The sequence below is a fragment of the Variovorax stachyos genome, from assembly GCF_051400855.1.
Classification (GTDB): Bacteria; Pseudomonadota; Gammaproteobacteria; order Burkholderiales; family Burkholderiaceae_C; genus Variovorax.
The window spans coordinates 218,049-234,396 of the sequence record NZ_JBLFFN010000001.1 but is presented as its reverse complement, the minus strand read 5'-3'; the positions used below and the strand labels follow the sequence as shown (position 1 = coordinate 234,396).

The window sequence follows — 16,348 nt, the reverse complement described above, 5'->3', positions numbered from 1 at the left end:
GGTGTGTCTCTGGTTGAACGGGTTGTCAGGCGGCGATCGGCAGGCCGACCAGCTTCTCGAGCTCGGCATGTTCGAGGCCCTCGACCTTGTCGATGAGCTTCAGGCCCGCGGGCGTGCATTCGAGGGTGGCGAGGTCGGAATACACGCGCTTCACGCAGCCGATGCCGGTCAGCGGATAGGTGCACTGCGCGACGATCTTGCTCTCGCCCTTCTTGGTGAGCAAGTCCATCATGACCCAGGTCTGCCTGGCGCCGATGGCCAGGTCCATGGCCCCGCCGACGGCAGGGATCGCGCCCGCCTCGCCGGTGCTCCAGTTGGCCAGGTCGCCGGTGGCGGAGACCTGGAAGGCGCCCAGCACGCAGATGTCCAGGTGGCCGCCGCGCATCATCGCGAAGCTGTCGGCATGGTGGAAGTACGCGCCGCCCGGAAGCAGCGTGACGGGCTGCTTGCCGGCGTTGATGAGGTCGTAGTCCTCCTCGCCCGGCAACGGCGCGGGGCCCATACCCAGGATGCCGTTCTCGCTGTGCAGGATGACCTCGCGGCCGGCCGGCAGGTGGTTGGCCACCAGCGTGGGCTGGCCGATGCCGAGGTTGACGACGGCGCCGTCGAAGATGTCCTGCGCGACCCGCGCGGCGAGCTGGTCCTTGGTGCGGCGCTGGTAGTTGCTGGTGCTCATGCTCATGCTGCCTTCTTGAAGCCGCCCGCCTGGGTGGCGACGCGGTCGATCTTGACGATGCTGCTGACGAAGATGCCCGGGGTGACGATGGCCTCGGGATCCATCTCTCCGAGCTCCACGATCTCGTGCACGGTGGCAATGGTGCGCTCCGACGCCATCGCCATCACCGGACCGAAGTTGCGCGCCGCCTTGCGGTAGACCAGGTTGCCCCAGCGGTCGCCTCGTTCGGCCTTGATCAGCGCCACGTCGCCGCGGATCGGGTACTCCAGCACGTACTGCTTGCCGTCGATCATGCGTGTCTCGCGCTCGCCGGCCAGCTCGGTGCCATAGCCCGTGGGGCAGAAGAAGGCACCGACGCCGGCTCCGGCGGCGCGGATGCGCTCGGCCAGGTTGCCTTGCGGCACCAGTTCCAGCTCCAGCTTGCCGCAGCGGTAGAGCTCGTCGAACACGTAGCTGTCGGCCTGGCGCGGGAAGCTGCAGATGATCTTGCGCACCCGCCCGGCCTTGAGCAGCGCGGCCAGGCCGGTGTCGCCGTTGCCGGCGTTGTTGTTGACGACGGTGAGTTCCTTGGCGCCCTGCTCGATCAGGCCGTCGATGAGCTCGTTGGGGATGCCGGCGGTGCCGAAGCCACCGATGAGGACCGTGGCGCCATCGGGGATGCCCGCCATGGCATCGGCGATCGAGCGAGCGATCTTGTTGATCATTGAATCTGTCTCCGGGGTAGGGGAAAAGCCGAAGGCCTCGGCTTCAGGCGTGGAGCACAATGTTGCAGTTGTTCGCATACCGAACATGTGTTCGTATAATGAATTCTAGAGAAGATCACTCCACATGGCAACCCGCACTGCAACCCACACGGCAACCCAGAAGAAGCCCGCTGCTCCCGCGCCCGGAGACAGCTACGTGCAGTCCTTCGCGCGCGGGCTGCAGGTCATCCGTTCCTTCAGCGAGCGTGCGCCGCGCCAGACGCTCAGCGAGGTCGCGGCCGCCACCGGCCTCACCCGCGCGGGCGCGCGGCGCATCCTGCTCACGCTGCAGACCCTGGGCTATGTGCAATCCGACGGCAAGCTGTTCGCGCTGACGCCGCGCATCCTCGACCTCGGCTTCGCCTACCTGTCGTCCATGCCGATCTGGAACCGCGCAGAGCCGGTGATGGAGACGCTCGTGCAACAGGTGCAGGAGTCGTGCTCCGCGGCGGTGCTCGACGACACCGACATCGTCTACGTGCTGCGCGTGCCCACGCACAAGATCATGCGCATCAGCCTGGGCATCGGCTCGCGCCTGCCGGCGTGGTGCACCTCCATGGGCCGGCTGCTGCTGGCCGACCTGGACGACGAGGCGCTGCGCGCGCGCCTCGAGGCCTCGAGCATTGCCCCGCTCACGCGCCACACCGTGACCGACATCGACGCGCTCGTCGCCAAGGTGCAGCAGGCGCGGCGCCAGCGCTGGTGCCTGGTGAACCAGGAGCTGGAGGAAGGCCTGGTCTCGATCGCCGCGCCCATCGTCGACCGCGGCGGACGCATGGTGGCGGCACTCAACATCAGCGGGCAGGCCAACCGCACGAGCCCGAAGGTGATGCAGGAGACGATGCTGCCGGCACTGATGAGCGCGGCGCAGGAGATCTCGCGGCTGCTCTAGGGCGTTGGGCGAGGCGAAGCATCACCACCCGGCTGCCAGCCGGCCCAGCCGACCAAGGCGCGCGCGCTCCAAAACGCTGTGCGGCGCGCCGAGCATGCCGGGCAGCAACGTCTGCGTTCATCCGTGCTGCGGCAGGTCTGGCAAAGGAGACGGCGCCGGATCATTCTCGAGTCCCTGCACATGCCGCACCATGGTCACGATGAACGCGGCCGCTGCGGGCGTCAAAGGCCGTCGCGGGTGCGTCACGCACACGAGCTGGCGGGTCAGGCGCGGCGATACCACCGCATGCCCGCGCAGTGCAGCGTGCTCGAGCTGCTTGCGCACCGCGATGCGAGGCAGCACGGTACAGAATTCGCTTTCGAGGACCAGCTTCAGGATGGCGCTGATCGAGTCGATCTCGACACCCGGGGTGAGCAACACGTCTTCGGCCTGGCCAAAGCTCTCGATGATGCCGCGCAAGCCATGCTGGCGTGTAGGCAGCACGAGCTTGAGATGCGCAAGTTGGCGAAACGGCACGGTGTCCGACAACGGCGCATGTCGAGGACCGGTGACCAGCAGCAGTTCCTCTTCGGCGATCGGCTCGGAGTTGAGCGCCAATGTGCGCCGCGGCTTGTTGATGATCGCTGCGTCTAGCTGGCCGACGGACACCGCATCCGTCAACGTGCCGCTGAAGCCGTCGGTGAGCGAAAGCTCCACCTTCGGATGCTGGGCCGAGAACTCCAGCAGCGCGTCGACCAGCACACCCTGGGCGATGGTGGCGATCATGCCTACGCGGACCTGGCCAGTCAGTTCGGTGCTGGTTTGCATGACCTGCTCGCGCGCGCGAGCGAAATCACCCAGCACCGGCAGGAACAGGCGGTACATGCGGCGGCCTTCGCTGGTCGGCTGCATGCCCTGCGGCGTGCGCACGAAAAGCTTCTGTCCGACCTCCTCCTCGAGCTTGGCGATCTGCATGCTGAGCGCGGGTTGCACGATGTTGAGGCGGCGGGCCGCGCGTGTCACCGAGCCTTCCTCGTACAGGCAGACGAAATACTGGATCTGGCGAAATTCCATGAGCCTCCTTCAGTGTGCTTCGCATCATTTTGAATGATTGCCCGCATCATTTAATATTAATTGACCTGATGAAGAGCGGTTTCTAGACTTTCTCGCAAGGCAGCCACTTCGCGCCGCTTCCTGGAGACAAGTCCACATGCTCCCATCGCTTGCGTCGGACGCGCCGTCCGCCACATCCGGCTTCGCCATTGCCGAGATCGAGGCCTGGGCCACATCGTTTCCGGTCCCCTCTGCGCACAGCGTGCAGCTGGGCGTCGGCCGCACGCTCAAGCGCGACGCCGTGGTCGTCAAGGTGACGACGGAGGACGGCCTGGTCGGCTGGGGCGAGTCGCACCACGGCCGCGCGCATTCGAGCATCGCGCACTTCATCACCCATGCGCTGAGGCCGATGGTGCTGGGCCTGGACGCCACCGATGTCAGCGGTGTGTGGCAGCGCATCTACGCACGCCAGCTGGCGAGCCACGGAATCGGGGCGGGTTGCGCCATCGCGATGAGCGGCATCGACATGGCGTTGTGGGACATCCGGGGCAAGGCCACCGGCTGGCCGCTCTACAAGCTGCTGGGTGGTGCGTCCAAGCCGATTCCCGCCTACGCGGGCGGCGTGGCGCTCGGCTGGCAGGACCCGTCGGCGCTGGTGGACGAAGCTGCCGCCCACGTGGAAGCCGGCTACAAGGCGCTGAAGCTGCGTCTGGGCGACACGGTCGAGCGCGACGTCGCGCGCGTCGCCGCGGTGCGCAGGGCCTTCGGCGAAGGCATCGAGATCCTGACCGACGTCAATGCCGCCTACACGCTGGGCGACGCGCGGCGCGCCATGCCGCAGCTCGACGCGCTGAACATCGGCTGGCTCGAGGAGCCGTTTCCCGCCCACGACTGGCGCAGCTACGAACAGGCGCGCGTCTACGGCCGCGTGCCCTTCGCGGCCGGCGAGAACCACTACACGCGATTCGAGTTCAACCGGCTGGTCGACGACCGCGTGGTGTCGATCCTGCAGCCGGACCTTTCGAAGACCGGCGGCATCACCGAGACGATGCGCATCGCGGCACTCGCGTCGGCCCACAAGCTGCCGATCCATCCGCACTCCTCGATGACGGGCATCAACATGGCCGCGACGCTGCACGTGCTGGCCGCCATCGAAGGCAACGGCTACTTCGAGGCCGACGTGTCGCGCGGCAACCTGTTTCGCGACGAACTGGTCGCCGCGCCGTTCGCGATCGATGCAAACGGCTGCGTGCGGCCGTCGGACCGGCCGGGCATCGGCGTCGAAGTCGACGAAGACTTCGTGCGCGCCCATCCGGCCATCGAAGGCCCGGCCTACGCATGAGGCCCGACCCCACGCCACCGTTCGCGCACAAGAACTTCAGGAGACAAGACATGCAGACATTCCAGCGCCGCCGTGCGCTCCTGGCGGCTGCCTTCGGCGGCGCCCTCGTTTGCGGCGGCGGCTTCGCCCAGGCCCAGGACAGCTACCCGTCCAGGCCGATTCGCATCGTCGTGCCCTACCCGGCCGGCGGCTTCAACGACACGCTGGGCCGGCTTGCCGCGAGCAAGCTGTCGACGGCCTGGAAGCAGCCGGTGGTCGTCGAGAACAAACCCGGTGGCGGCACGGTGATCGGCACGCAGGCAGCCGCCGCTGCGGCGGCCGACGGCTACACGCTGCTGGTGGTGCAGTTCCCGTTCGCGGCCAACCCGTGGCTCTACAAGTCGCTGCCCTACGACAGCGCCAAGGCCTTCGCGCCGGTGGTGCTGGCAGGCCGCTCGCCGATGCTCATCGTGGCGCATGCGGCCGGCCCGCTGCGAACGCTGGCCGACGTGCTCGGCGCGGCCAAGGCCAGGCCCGGCGCACTCAACTACGGCTCGTCGGGTGCCGGCTCGTCCAACCATCTGGCGATGGCATTGTTCGAGAGCGTCTCGGGCACGCGCATGACGCAGGTACCGTACAAGGGCAGCACGCCGCTGCTGACGGACCTCGCCGGGGGGCAGGTCGACCTCGCGGTCGACCTCCTGCCGCATGCGCTGCCTTTCATCCAGTCCGGCAAGGTGCGCCCGCTGGCCATCGCGAGCACCAGGCGCTCGCCGCTGATGCCCGAACTGCCCACCGCGGCCGAGGCTGGCGTTCCGGGCTACGAAGTGACCTCATGGCACGGCTTCGTGGTGCCGGCCGGCACGCCGCGGCCGATCATCGACAAGCTCAACCTCGAACTCAACACCATCCTTGCGATGGACGACGTGAAGAAGGTGTTCGCGCAGCAAGGCGTGGTGCCCGACGGCGGCACGCCCGCGCAGTTCCAGGCCTTCATCGATTCGCAGATGGCGCTGTGGAAGAAGGTCGTGCAGGACGGCCGCATCACCGCCGAATGACGCGGGTTTCCCACACCACAAAGCCATGAACGAACTCCAAGCCAAGAACCTCATCGACGGCGAGTGGCAGCCCGCGCAGGCCGGCGCGTGGGGCACCCGCCGCAACCCCGCCGACAACGTCGCGCTGGGCCGCTATGCGGCCTCCGGCCGCGGCGATGCCGACGCCGCCATCGCCGCCGCACGCCGCGCCTTCGAGCAGCCCGGCTGGGCACAGAACCCGCGCCTGCGCCAGATGGTGATGCTGCGCTGGGCCGACCGCCTCGAAGCCCGTGCGGAAGAACTGGCACGCCTGCTCACGCTGGAGAACGGCAAGGTCATTGCACAGGCGCGCGGAGAGATCGGTGCCGCCGTGTCGGAGATCCGCTACTACGCAGGCCTCGCGCGCTACATGCCTGGCCACGTCTTCGAGGTCGAGCCCGGCGCCTTTTCCACGCTGCTGAAGGAGCCGGCTGGCGTCGCCGGCATCATCGTGCCGTGGAACGCGCCTGCGGTGCTGCTGATCCGCTCGCTCACGCCCGCGCTCGCCGCCGGCTGCACCGTCGTCGTCAAGCCGGCGCCGCAGACTGCGCTCATCACCTCGGCACTGGTCGCCGAGCTGCATGCCGTAGACGGCTTGCCGCCCGGGGTGGTGAACCTGGTGAGCGAAGACGGCCACGAGGTCGCCGCGCGGCTCGTCGAGTCGGACGAGGTCGATGTCATCAGCTTCACCGGCTCCAACGCGACCGGACAGCGCATCATGGCCGCGGCCGCGCCGACGATGAAGAAGCTGTCGCTCGAGCTCGGCGGCAAGTCGGCCTGCCTGGTCTTCGAGGATGCCGACGTGCAGGCCGTAGCGCCGGCACTCGCGGCAGCGGCCACCATCATCAGCGGCCAGCAGTGCACCGCCGCGCGCCGGGTGCTGGTGCACGCGAAGCACTACGACGCGATGAAGCTGGCGCTGACAGCCGCGCTGCAGTCGCTCAAGGTCGCCCCTGGCATGGCCGAGGGCGCGCACATCGGCCCGATGATCGACGACGATGCCGCGCGCAGCGTCGGCCAGCGCATCGACGAGGCCATGGCAGCCGCCGACGAGGTGCTGCTGCGCGGCGGCCGCGGCAGCGGCGCGCTCGCGGGCGGCGCCTTCCTCACGCCCACGCTGGTCGTGCACCGCGACACCAGCGCCTTCTTCGTGCAGGAAGAGATCTTCGGGCCGCTGCTGGTCATCGAGCGCTTCGAGGAAGAAGCCGAGGCCGTGGCGCGCGCCAACCATTCGGAGTTCGGCCTGTCGGCCAGCGTGTGGACACGCGACGGCGCGCGCGCCATGCGGGTGGCGCGCGCACTGCGCAACGGCACGGTCTGGATCAACGACCACAACAAGCTCTTCGCCGAGGCGGAGACCGGCGGCTACCGCCGCAGCGGCCTGGGGCGCCTGCACGGCTACGACGCGCTGATCGACTTCCAGGAGATCAAGCACATCTACCAGCAGGTCGGCACGGTCTGAGTCGCGCGATCCGCACGCCGCATCCCTACAACGAACGGAGACACCATGCACAGGAAGACCTTCCTCCACTGCCTCGCTGCCACCGCGCTGGCGCTCGCGCTGCCTGCGGTGCAGGCCCAGCCCGGCAGCTATCCCGACAAGCCGATCCGCATCGTCGTTCCGTACACGCCGGGGGGCTTCAACGACACGATGGCGCGCGTGTTCGCGCGCAAGCTGCAGGAGGCCTGGGGCCAGCCGGCGGTGGTCGACAACCGACCCGGTGCCGGCACCGTGCTCGGCACGGACGCCGGCGCCAAGGCGGCGCCCGACGGCCATACCCTGGTGGTGGTCGGCTTCCCGCTGGTGGTGAACCAATACATCTATCCCAAGCTGCCCTACGACACGAAGAAGGACTTCGCGCCGGTCATCCTCGGCGGGCAGACACCCAACCTGCTGCTGGTGCGCGCCGAGTCGCCCATCAAGTCGATGGCAGACCTCATCGCCACGGCCAAGGCCAACCCCGGGAAGCTCAACTACGCCTCCGCCGGCAACGGCACGTCGCTGCATCTCGCGATGGAGTATTTCAAGAGCGTGACCGGCACGGACATGAACCAGATTCCCTACAAGGGCAGCGCGCCGATGGTGACCGACCTGCTCGGCGGGCAGGTCGACGTGATGTTCGACAACCTGCCCAACGCCCTGCCCCACGTGAAGGCCGGCAAGATGCGCGCGCTGGCCGTGACCACGCCGAAGCGCCTGGCTGCCGTACCCGACGTGCCGACAGTGGCGGAGCAGGGCTACCCCGGCTTCGACGTGGCGGTGTGGTACGGCCTCGCCGCGCCCAAGGGCACGCCCAGGCCGATCCTCGAGAAGCTCAACGCCGAACTGCAGAAGGCGCTCAGGTCCGACGATGTGAAGGCGATCTTCGCGGCGCAGGGCGTGGAGGTGCTGGGCGGTTCGATGTCGGACTTCGACAGGTTCTTCGCCGCGCAGGACGCCAAATGGGCGCCCGTGATCCAGAAAGCCGGCATCAAGGCCGAGTGATCCGATGCTGATGCCTGTGCCTCCCCTCGTCGACGCGCCCGCGCGTCCCCATCTCGGCCGACCGGCTCAGCGCGTCGAAGACCGCGCGCTGCTCACCGGCCGCGGCCGCTATGGCGACGATGCGCCCGTGCGCAGCGACACGCTGCATGCCGCGGTGCTGCGCTCGCCGCATGCACATGCCCGGCTGCTGGCGGTGCGCACGTCGCGTGCCGAAGCCTTGCCAGGGGTGCGCGCGGTATTGACGGGTGCCGACGTTCGGCGCTGGTCCAAGCCCTTCATCGTCGGCGTCAAGCAGCCGATGGAACTGTGGGCGCTGGCTGTGGACAAGGTCCGCTATGCCGGCGAGCCGGTCGCGGTGGTCGTGGCCGAGAGCCGCTATCTCGCCGAGGACGCGGTCGAACTGCTCGAAGCCGACTACGAGCAACTGCCGGCGGTGGTCGACATCGAAGCGGCCGCGGCCGAGGGCGCGCCCGTGCTGCACGAGCGCGTCGGCAGCAACGTGGTGAGCGACCGCCGCTTCTGCTATGGCGATCCGGACGCGGCATTCGCCGCCGCGCCGCGCCGCGTGACGCTCACCGTGCGCTATCCGCGCAACTCCTGCACCCCGATCGAGACCGCCGTGGTCATCGCCGAATTCCTGTCGGAGCAGGACGGCTACGACATCCAGTCCAACTTCATGGGCCCGTTCTCGCTGCACACGGTCATGGCGATGGCGCTCAAGGTGCCCGGCAACCGGCTGCGGCATCGCACCTTCGCGGACTCGGGCGGCAGCTTCGGCGTCAAGCAGGCGGTGATGGCGCCGGCCGTGCTGATGTGCCTGGCCGCGCGCAAGGCCGGCGCGCCGGTGAAGTGGGTGGAGGACCGGCTCGAGCACCTGAGCGCCGCCACCTCCGCCACCGGCCGGCTGTGCCATGCCGAGGCCGCGGTCGAAGCCGACGGCCGCATCACGGCGCTGTCGCTCGACCAGTTCGACGATTGCGGCGGCTACCTGCGCGCACCCGAGCCGGCCACCTTCTATCGCATGCACGGCTGCCTGACCGGCGCCTACGCCATCGAGAACCTGCGCGTGCGCAACCGCGTGGTGCTGACCAACAAGACGCCGAGCGGCCTGGTGCGCGGCTTCGGCGGACCGCAGGTGTACTTCGCGCTCGAGCGGCTGGTGCAGCGCATCGCGGTCGAGCTGGGCCTCGATCCGCTCGACGTGTACCGCCGCAACTTCATCGCGCGCGATGCCTTCCCGTACCGCGCCGCGGCCGGCGCGCTGATCGACTCCGGCGACTACCACGCGGCGCTGGCGCTGGCGGTGCGCGACGGCGGCCTGGCCGAGCTGCGCCGGCGCCAGAAAGCGGCGCGCGCCGAGGGCCGGCTCTACGGCATCGGCTTCTCCGCGATCGTCGAGCCCTCGGTGTCGAACATGGGCTACATCACCACGGTGATGCCCCACGAGCAGCGCGTCAGGACCGGTCCGAAGAACGGCGCCATCGCTGCCGCCACCGTGGGCATCGACCCGCTCGGCGGGCTCGGCGTGGTCATCGCCTCGTCGCCGGCCGGCCAGGGCCATCGAACGGTGTGCGCGCAGATCGTGGCCGACGTGTTCGGCGTCGAGCCGTCGGACGTCTCGGTCAACGTCGAGTTCGACACGCAGAAGGATGCCTGGTCGGTGGCGGCGGGCAACTACTCGAGCCGCTTCGCCGGCGCCGTGGCCGGCACCCTGCATTTGGCCTGCATGCGGCTGCGCGACAAGCTGGCCGGCATCGCGGCGCCTGCGCTCGGCTGCGCCACGGCGGATGTCGTGTTCACCGACGGCCTGGTGTACGCCGCCCATGCACCGGAGCGCAGCCTGCCTTTCGCCCGCTTCGCCGCCAGTCCGCACTGGGCACCGGGCCTGCTGCCTGCCGGCACCGACCCCGGCCTGCGCGAGACGGTGTTCTGGACGCCGCCGCAACTCACCGCGCCGGACGACCAGGACCGCGTCAACACCTCGGCTGCCTACGGCTTCGCCTTCGACATCTGCGCGGTGGAGATCGACCGCGACACCGGCCGCGTGCGCATCGACCGCTATGTCACGACCCACGATGCCGGCACCCTGCTCAATCCCGCGCTGGCCGACGGCCAGATCCGCGGCGCCTTCGCGCAGGGTCTCGGCGCGGCGCTGATGGAAGAGTTCCGCTACGGCGCCGATGGCAGCTTCCAGTCGGGCACCTTCGCCGACTACCTGGTGCCGACCACCTGCGAGGTGCCGGACCCGGTCATCCTCCATCTCGAAACCCCCAGCCCCTTTACACCGCTGGGCGCCAAGGGCCTCGGCGAAGGCAACAACATGAGCACACCGCCTTGCATCGCCAACGCGGTGGCCGACGCCCTGGGACGTGCCGACATCGCACTGCCGCTCACGCCCTCGCGCGTGATGGCGCTGATCGGCATGGACGACCCGGCACCGTCGCGCGGCAGCAAGGCCGCGGCGCTGCCGGCATCGGACCCGCGCGCTGCTGCCGCGAAGGGCGGCAAGGGCAAGGCGCTGTCGGCGCGGGGCGAAATATGGCTGCCCGCCACGCCCGAGGCGGTCTTCACGGTGCTGCTCGATCCGGTCGCGCTGGCCCGCGTCATTCCCGGCTGCAATGCGCTGGAGTCGATCGACCCGAACCGTTACCGCGCCGACGTCACGGTAGGCATCGGCATGATCAAGGCGCGCTATGCGGCCGAGGTCGCGCTCAGCGAGATCGAGGCACCGCACCGCCTGCGGCTCGCAGGCTCGGGTCTGTCGAGCGTCGGCGCGGCCAGCGGCAGCGGCCTGGTGTCGCTGGAATCCAGGGGCGGCGGCACGCTGCTGCGCTACGACTACGAGGCCGAGGTCTCGGGCAAGGTCGCGGCGGTCGGCGGACGCATGCTCGAAGGCGCGGCCAAGATCGTGCTCAAGCAGCTGTTCGAGCAGCTCGGCCGGCAGGCCGGCAGCCCGGGCGGCACGGCAGACGCGGGGGCGTCGAGCTCGTGGTGGCGTCGCCTGCTGCGGCGCCTCGGGGGTGCCAGGTGAAGCCGGCCGCTTTCGATTACGTGCGCGCCGAGACGTCCGAAGAAGCCGTGCAGCAGCTGCGCGCACTGGGCGCCGATGCACGCATCCTCGCCGGCGGGCAATCGCTGATGGCAGTGCTCAACATGCGGCTCGCGCAGCCCAGCGCGCTGATCGACATCTCGCGCACCGGCGACCTCGGCTACGTGCGCACCGGAGGCGGCATGCTGGCCGTCGGTGCTGCCGCCACGCAGGGCAGCGTCGAATGGCGCAAGACGCTGGCGCAGGAAGTGCCGCTGCTCGCGCAGGCCTTCCCGTTCATCTCGCACTTCCAGGTTCGCAACCGCGGCACCGTCTGCGGCTCGGTCGCGCATGCCGACCCGAGCGCGGAGATTCCGCTGGTGCTGCTGGCGCTCGGCGGCGAGGTGGTGCTGCGCAGCGCATCGAAGCGCCGCACGCTGCCGGCGGCCGACTTCTTCCAGGGCATGCTGATGACGGCACGCGCACCCGACGAACTGCTCGAGGAAGTGCGTTTTCCGCTCGCCGCCGCTGGCCAGCGCAGCGCGTTCACCGAGTTCTCGGCGCGGCATGGCGACTTCGCCATCGTCTCGGCGGCCGCGGTGGCCGATGCACGCGGCCTGCGGCTCGCAGTCGGCGGCGTGGCCGATCGGCCACGCCTCGCGCAATGGCCCGCGGACCTGCGCGGCGCCGAGCTCGAGCTTGCTCTCAACGATTTCGCCTGGGAGCTGGAAGCGCAGGACGACGCGCACGCGAGCGCCACCTTCCGCCGCCACCTGGTGCGCCGCCTCGGCGCGCAGGTGCTCGCCCGTGTCATGGAGAAAACTGCATGAAACAGATCGGCCGCGACAGCCTGCACACGGTGCGGCTGCAACTCAACGGCACGCCGCGCAGCGCGCCCTGCACGCCTCGCATGCTGCTGTCGGACTTCCTGCGCGAAGGCCTCGGCGCCACCGGCACGCATGTGGGCTGCGAACACGGCGTCTGCGGCGCCTGCACGGTGCAGATCGACGGCGTGGCCGGGCGCTCCTGCATGACGCTCGCAGTGCAGGCCGACGGGCGGCATGTCGCGACGGTCGAGGGGCTGTGCGACGCCGACGGCCCGATGTCGGACCTGCAGGAAGCGTTCCGTCGGCACCACGCACTGCAGTGCGGCTTCTGCACCGCCGGCATCCTGATGTCCTGCGACGACTACCTGCGCCGCCGCCCCGATCCCAGCGAAGCCGAGGTGCGCGACATGCTCTCCGGTCATCTCTGCCGCTGCACCGGCTACACGCCGATCGTCCAGGCGGTGATGGAAACGGCGGCGCTGCGCCGCGCACCGGCCACTGCCCTCTCCTCCACGGAAAACTGACATGCTCGATCTTGGAACCACATTCCTTCAAAGCGTGGAGCGCAGTCCGCACGCGCTGGCGCTGGTGGACGACGGCGTCCGCCTCACCTACGCGCAATGGCACGGCCAGGTGGCGCGCGCCGCTGCGGGCCTGACCCGGCTGGGCCTCGCACGCGGCGACCGGCTGCTGTCGGTGCTGCAGAACCGCCATGAGGCGGCCACGCTGCACTGGGCCTGCCAGTTCGTCGGCGTGGTGATCGTGCCGCTCAACTGGCGCGCCAAGCCGGAGGAGATCGACTACTGCCTGGCGGACGCCGGCGCAAAGGCGCTGTTCTTCGAGGCGGCCAGCGAAGCGGCCACGCAGTACAGCATCGGCGCGCGCAGCCTGCCGCGCATCGGCGTAGGCACGCTCGAGGGCCGCGATGCGACGACGACCTGGAACGACCTTCTGGCCGGCGAGCCCGCAGCCCTCGAGAGCAGCGCCGAGGCGCAAGACGTGTCGCTGATGCTCTACACCTCGGGCACCACCGGCAAACCCAAGGGGGTGCCACGCCGCCACCGCCAGGAGCGCGCCGCCGCCCTGGCGCATGTCGCGCAGAACCTGTATCGCCGCGGCGAGCGCACGCTCGGCGTCATGCCGCTCTATCACACGATGGGGGTGCGTTCGCTGCTTGCGATGGCGCTCGTCGACGGCACCTTCGTCTGCATGCCGCGCTTCGACACGCAGGGCGCGCTGGCGCTGATTGCGCGCGAACGCATCAGCTGCCTGTACCTGGTGCCGACGCTCTATCACGACATGCTGGCGCAGCGCGAGCGCAGCGACGGCGGCGATGGGCCGGGCGCCGACATCGCATCGGTGACCAAGCTCGGCTTCGCCGGCGCGCCGATGCATGACGCGCTGCTGCAGCGCCTGAGGCGCGCCTTCGCACCCGAACTGTTCGTCAACCACTATGGCTCGTCGGAGGTCTACACCGTCTCGATCGACCAGGACGCGACGAAGAAGCCGGGCAGCGCAGGCCGCGCGGGCCTCAACACACGGCTGCGCATCGTCCGGCTCGATGCGGCGCACGCCGAAGACCGCGTGGCGCCTGGCGAGGAGGGCCAGATCATCGCGGACCTGCGCGGCGACGAAGCCTTCGAGGGCTACTGGAACCGGCCGGACGCCGACGCCAAGGCATTGCGCGACGGCTGGTACTACACGGGCGACATCGGGTATTTCGACGAGGACGGCGACCTCTACGTCACCGGCCGGGTCGACGACATGATCATTAGCGGCGGCGAGAACATCTCGCCGGTGGACATCGAGTCGGTGATCTCGCTGTGCCCCGGCGTCGGCGAGGTCGCGGTGGCCGGCCTCTCGGACGAGCGCTGGGGCCAGCGCGTGGTGGCCTTCGTCACGCGCAACGGCGCCGAGGCCGGCCTCGACGCGCAGGCTCTCGACGCCCACTGCCGCAGCTCCGACCTGCCCAATTTCAAGCGTCCACGCGAGTACGTGTTCGTCGCGGAGATCCCCAAATCGCCCGTCGGCAAGATCCTGCGCCGCAAGCTCGTCGCGGGCGAATACGAAGCAGACCCGCAGGCTCGCCCCCTGGCTGCCGGTCCCCTTCCAACGGCCACGGCCAGCGGCCCGGGCAAGCCGGATTCGCGGCCGACCTGACACCAGTTCAAACGGAGTCCTGCAATGACCCTCGCCACGGCCTCGGCCACCGGCCCCTTCACCGACCTGCGACGCTGGCTCGCCCACCTGAGCGACAGCGATCGCGTCGCCGTCATCCGCGAAGGCACGCCGCTCGAACACACACTGGCGGCCATCGCCAAGCGGCTCGACGGTCGGCAGGCCGCGTACTTCCCCAAACCCGGCGGCCACGCCGTTGCGGTGGTGTCGGGCTTCATGTCGCGCCGCGCCTGGATCGCCGAGGCCATGGGCGTGCCCGAGTCCGAGCTGCTGCAGCGTTTCCGCGATGCCGCGGAGCATCCGATCGCCTGGCGGGAGGTGCCGAAAGGCGAAGCACGCTGCCAGCAGGTCGTGCACCGCGAGCGCGACGTGCGCGAGGTGCTGCCGGTGCCCACGCACAGCGAGCACGACAACGGCCCGTACATCACGGCCGGTCTGGTCATCGCGCGCAATCCGGAGACCGGCGTGCAGAACGTGTCGATAAACCGCATCCAGGTGCATTCGAAGGATCGCATGGCGATCCTGATGCTGCCGCGCCACCTGTGGGCCTTCTACAAGGCGGCCGAGGCGCGCGACGAGGCGCTCGAGGTGGCGGTGGTGATCGGCATCGACCCGCTGACGCTGCTGGCCTCGCAGGCCATCGCGCCGATCGATTGCGACGAGCTCGAGATCGCCGGAGCGCTGCACGGCGCGCCGCTGAAGGTCGCGAAGTGCCTGACCAACGAGGTGCGCGTGCCGGCCGACAGCGAGATCGTGATCGAGGGCCGCATCCTGCCCGGCGTCAAGGAGCCCGAAGGTCCCTTCGGCGAATTCCCCAAGTACTACAGCGCGCGCGAGCACCGCGAGGTGATCCAGGTCGACGCCGTCACGCACCGGCGCGACCCGATCTATCACACCATCGTGCCGGCCGAGATGGAGCACCTGCTGCTCGGATCGATACCGCGCGAGGCCACGCTGCTGGCGCACCTGCAGCGCAGCTTTCCCAACGTGCTGGACGTCCACCTCGCCATCGGCGGCGTCGGACGCTACCACCTCTACGTCAAGATCAGCAAGACGCACGAGGGCCAGCCCAAGAACGTGATCTGCGCGGCCTTCGGCGCGCACTACGACATCAAGCAGGTCATCGTGGTCGACGACGACGTGCAGGTGCACGATCCGCAGCAGGTCGAATGGGCGGTGGCCACGCGCTTCCAGGCCGACCGCGACCTGATCGTGATCCCCGGTGCCCAGGGCTCGGTGCTCGACCCGTCGACGACCGTCGGCCAGCACTTCACCGACGGCACGCCTCCTGCGCCGCACCTGCAGGGCCTGAGCGCCAAGATGGGCCTGGACGCGACCCGGCCGGTCGTCTATCACGAGCACGTGTTCACCAAGGTGCGCGTGCCGGGCGAGAGCGACATCGACCTGGCCACGGAGATCGACACGCGCACGCGCATCGACTTCCTGGCGGGAGCCGCGCAGTGAGCAGGCAACGGCTCATCGTCGCCATCACCGGCGCGAGCGGCACCATCTACGGCGTGCGCCTGCTGCAGCTGCTGCGGGCCATGCCCGACTGGGAGACCCACCTGGTCATGTCGGCTTCCGGGGCGCTCACTGCATCGCAGGAGATCGACCTGAAGCGCGCGGACATCGAGGCCCTGGCCGACGTCGTGCACAACGTCAAGGACATCGGCGCAGCCGTCTCCAGCGGCTCGTTCCGCACCGCCGGCATGGTGATCGCGCCCTGTTCGATGAAGACCCTGGCCGGCGTGGCCCACGGCCTGGCCGACAACCTGATCAGCCGCGCCGCCGACGTGGTGCTCAAGGAGCGCCGCCGCCTCGTGCTGATGGCGCGCGAGACACCCTTCAACCTGGCCCACCTGCGCAACATGACGGCCGTGACCGAGATGGGCGGCATCGTGTTCCCGCCGGTGCCCGCCTTCTATGCACGGCCGAACTCCATCGAGGACATGGTCGACCACACCGTGGGCCGCGTGCTCGACCTGTTCGACATCGAGCACCACGACCTCGTGCGCCGCTGGGAAGGGCTGCAGCGCCCGACCTTTGTCGCCTGAGCCCTTCTTTTTCTTCATCTTCATCCCCCGAGGATC

General features: G+C 69.4%; 14 protein-coding genes. 11 read left to right on the top strand and 3 right to left on the bottom strand.

Annotated elements, in window-relative coordinates; genetic code table 11:
* Positions 1–25: 25 nt before the first annotated feature.
* Entirely contained in the window at positions 26–682 is a 657-nt protein-coding gene (locus tag ACMGEZ_RS01150; RefSeq protein WP_436820406.1) for a 3-oxoacid CoA-transferase subunit B, read from the bottom strand.
* Positions 679–1,380, bottom strand: a complete 702-nt coding sequence (locus ACMGEZ_RS01145; RefSeq protein ID WP_436820405.1) for a 3-oxoacid CoA-transferase subunit A — start codon at positions 1,378–1,380, stop codon at positions 679–681. Before ACMGEZ_RS01145 ends, ACMGEZ_RS01150 begins: the two co-directional genes overlap by 4 nt.
* A gap of 124 nt (positions 1,381–1,504) precedes the next feature.
* Between ACMGEZ_RS01145 and ACMGEZ_RS01140 the strand changes: the two genes are divergently transcribed.
* On the top strand, positions 1,505–2,311 hold the full coding sequence (locus tag ACMGEZ_RS01140) for an IclR family transcriptional regulator (protein ID WP_436820404.1): 807 nt from the start codon (positions 1,505–1,507) through the stop codon (positions 2,309–2,311).
* A 117-nt stretch (positions 2,312–2,428) separates the two neighbouring features.
* Here the strand turns inward: ACMGEZ_RS01140 and ACMGEZ_RS01135 are convergent, their stop codons facing one another.
* The gene (locus ACMGEZ_RS01135) at positions 2,429–3,364 is read right to left on the bottom strand and encodes a LysR family transcriptional regulator (RefSeq protein WP_436820403.1); all 936 of its coding nucleotides are present in this window, start codon (positions 3,362–3,364) and stop codon (positions 2,429–2,431) included.
* A 136-nt stretch (positions 3,365–3,500) separates the two neighbouring features.
* Between ACMGEZ_RS01135 and ACMGEZ_RS01130 the strand changes: the two genes are divergently transcribed.
* The 10 genes from ACMGEZ_RS01130 to ACMGEZ_RS01085 are packed head-to-tail and all read left to right on the top strand — an operon-like array spanning position 3,501 to position 16,312.
* The gene (locus ACMGEZ_RS01130) at positions 3,501–4,685 is read left to right on the top strand and encodes a mandelate racemase/muconate lactonizing enzyme family protein (protein WP_436820402.1); all 1,185 of its coding nucleotides are present in this window, start codon (positions 3,501–3,503) and stop codon (positions 4,683–4,685) included.
* Positions 4,686–4,735: 50 nt separating this feature from the next.
* A complete protein-coding gene (locus tag ACMGEZ_RS01125) occupies positions 4,736–5,722 on the top strand; it encodes a tripartite tricarboxylate transporter substrate binding protein (protein WP_436820401.1) in 987 nt (328 codons plus the stop codon).
* A 25-nt stretch (positions 5,723–5,747) separates the two neighbouring features.
* Positions 5,748–7,202, top strand: a complete 1,455-nt coding sequence (locus ACMGEZ_RS01120; RefSeq protein WP_436820400.1) for an aldehyde dehydrogenase family protein — start codon at positions 5,748–5,750, stop codon at positions 7,200–7,202.
* Between the two features lie 45 nt (positions 7,203–7,247).
* The gene (locus ACMGEZ_RS01115; protein WP_436820399.1) at positions 7,248–8,225 is read left to right on the top strand and encodes a tripartite tricarboxylate transporter substrate binding protein; all 978 of its coding nucleotides are present in this window, start codon (positions 7,248–7,250) and stop codon (positions 8,223–8,225) included.
* Between the two features lie 4 nt (positions 8,226–8,229).
* Complete coding sequence (locus ACMGEZ_RS01110) at positions 8,230–11,256, top strand: xanthine dehydrogenase family protein molybdopterin-binding subunit (RefSeq protein WP_436820398.1); 3,027 nt, start codon at positions 8,230–8,232, stop codon at positions 11,254–11,256.
* Positions 11,253–12,083 (top strand): FAD binding domain-containing protein, encoded by an 831-nt coding sequence (locus ACMGEZ_RS01105; protein WP_436820397.1) that lies wholly within the window; start codon positions 11,253–11,255, stop codon positions 12,081–12,083. Before ACMGEZ_RS01110 ends, ACMGEZ_RS01105 begins: the two co-directional genes overlap by 4 nt.
* The gene (locus tag ACMGEZ_RS01100) at positions 12,080–12,604 is read left to right on the top strand and encodes a (2Fe-2S)-binding protein (RefSeq protein WP_436820396.1); all 525 of its coding nucleotides are present in this window, start codon (positions 12,080–12,082) and stop codon (positions 12,602–12,604) included. The genes ACMGEZ_RS01105 and ACMGEZ_RS01100 overlap by 4 nt, the downstream gene beginning before the upstream one ends.
* A 1-nt stretch (position 12,605) precedes the next feature.
* Positions 12,606–14,240, top strand: a complete 1,635-nt coding sequence (locus ACMGEZ_RS01095; RefSeq protein WP_436820395.1) for an AMP-binding protein — start codon at positions 12,606–12,608, stop codon at positions 14,238–14,240.
* A 24-nt stretch (positions 14,241–14,264) separates the two neighbouring features.
* On the top strand, positions 14,265–15,722 hold the full coding sequence (locus tag ACMGEZ_RS01090; RefSeq protein ID WP_436820394.1) for a UbiD family decarboxylase: 1,458 nt from the start codon (positions 14,265–14,267) through the stop codon (positions 15,720–15,722).
* Positions 15,719–16,312 carry a UbiX family flavin prenyltransferase gene (locus ACMGEZ_RS01085; RefSeq protein ID WP_436820393.1) on the top strand — a complete coding sequence of 198 codons (594 nt, stop codon included), beginning with the start codon at positions 15,719–15,721 and terminating at the stop codon, positions 16,310–16,312. Before ACMGEZ_RS01090 ends, ACMGEZ_RS01085 begins: the two co-directional genes overlap by 4 nt.
* Positions 16,313–16,348: the final 36 nt, after the last annotated feature.

Excerpts from the sequence above, each read along its gene's own strand:
- ACMGEZ_RS01150 (WP_436820406.1), bottom strand. The coding sequence starts at position 682 with ATGAGCATGAGCACCAGCAACTACCAGCGCCGCACCAAGGACCAGCTC.
- ACMGEZ_RS01145 (WP_436820405.1), bottom strand. The coding sequence starts at position 1,380 with ATGATCAACAAGATCGCTCGCTCGATCGCCGATGCCATGGCGGGCATC.
- ACMGEZ_RS01140 (WP_436820404.1), top strand. The coding sequence starts at position 1,505 with ATGGCAACCCGCACTGCAACCCACACGGCAACCCAGAAGAAGCCCGCT.
- ACMGEZ_RS01135 (WP_436820403.1), bottom strand. The coding sequence starts at position 3,364 with ATGGAATTTCGCCAGATCCAGTATTTCGTCTGCCTGTACGAGGAAGGC.
- ACMGEZ_RS01130 (WP_436820402.1), top strand. The coding sequence starts at position 3,501 with ATGCTCCCATCGCTTGCGTCGGACGCGCCGTCCGCCACATCCGGCTTC.
- ACMGEZ_RS01125 (WP_436820401.1), top strand. The coding sequence starts at position 4,736 with ATGCAGACATTCCAGCGCCGCCGTGCGCTCCTGGCGGCTGCCTTCGGC.
- ACMGEZ_RS01120 (WP_436820400.1), top strand. The coding sequence starts at position 5,748 with ATGAACGAACTCCAAGCCAAGAACCTCATCGACGGCGAGTGGCAGCCC.
- ACMGEZ_RS01115 (WP_436820399.1), top strand. The coding sequence starts at position 7,248 with ATGCACAGGAAGACCTTCCTCCACTGCCTCGCTGCCACCGCGCTGGCG.
- ACMGEZ_RS01110 (WP_436820398.1), top strand. The coding sequence starts at position 8,230 with ATGCTGATGCCTGTGCCTCCCCTCGTCGACGCGCCCGCGCGTCCCCAT.
- ACMGEZ_RS01100 (WP_436820396.1), top strand. The coding sequence starts at position 12,080 with ATGAAACAGATCGGCCGCGACAGCCTGCACACGGTGCGGCTGCAACTC.
- ACMGEZ_RS01095 (WP_436820395.1), top strand. The coding sequence starts at position 12,606 with ATGCTCGATCTTGGAACCACATTCCTTCAAAGCGTGGAGCGCAGTCCG.
- ACMGEZ_RS01090 (WP_436820394.1), top strand. The coding sequence starts at position 14,265 with ATGACCCTCGCCACGGCCTCGGCCACCGGCCCCTTCACCGACCTGCGA.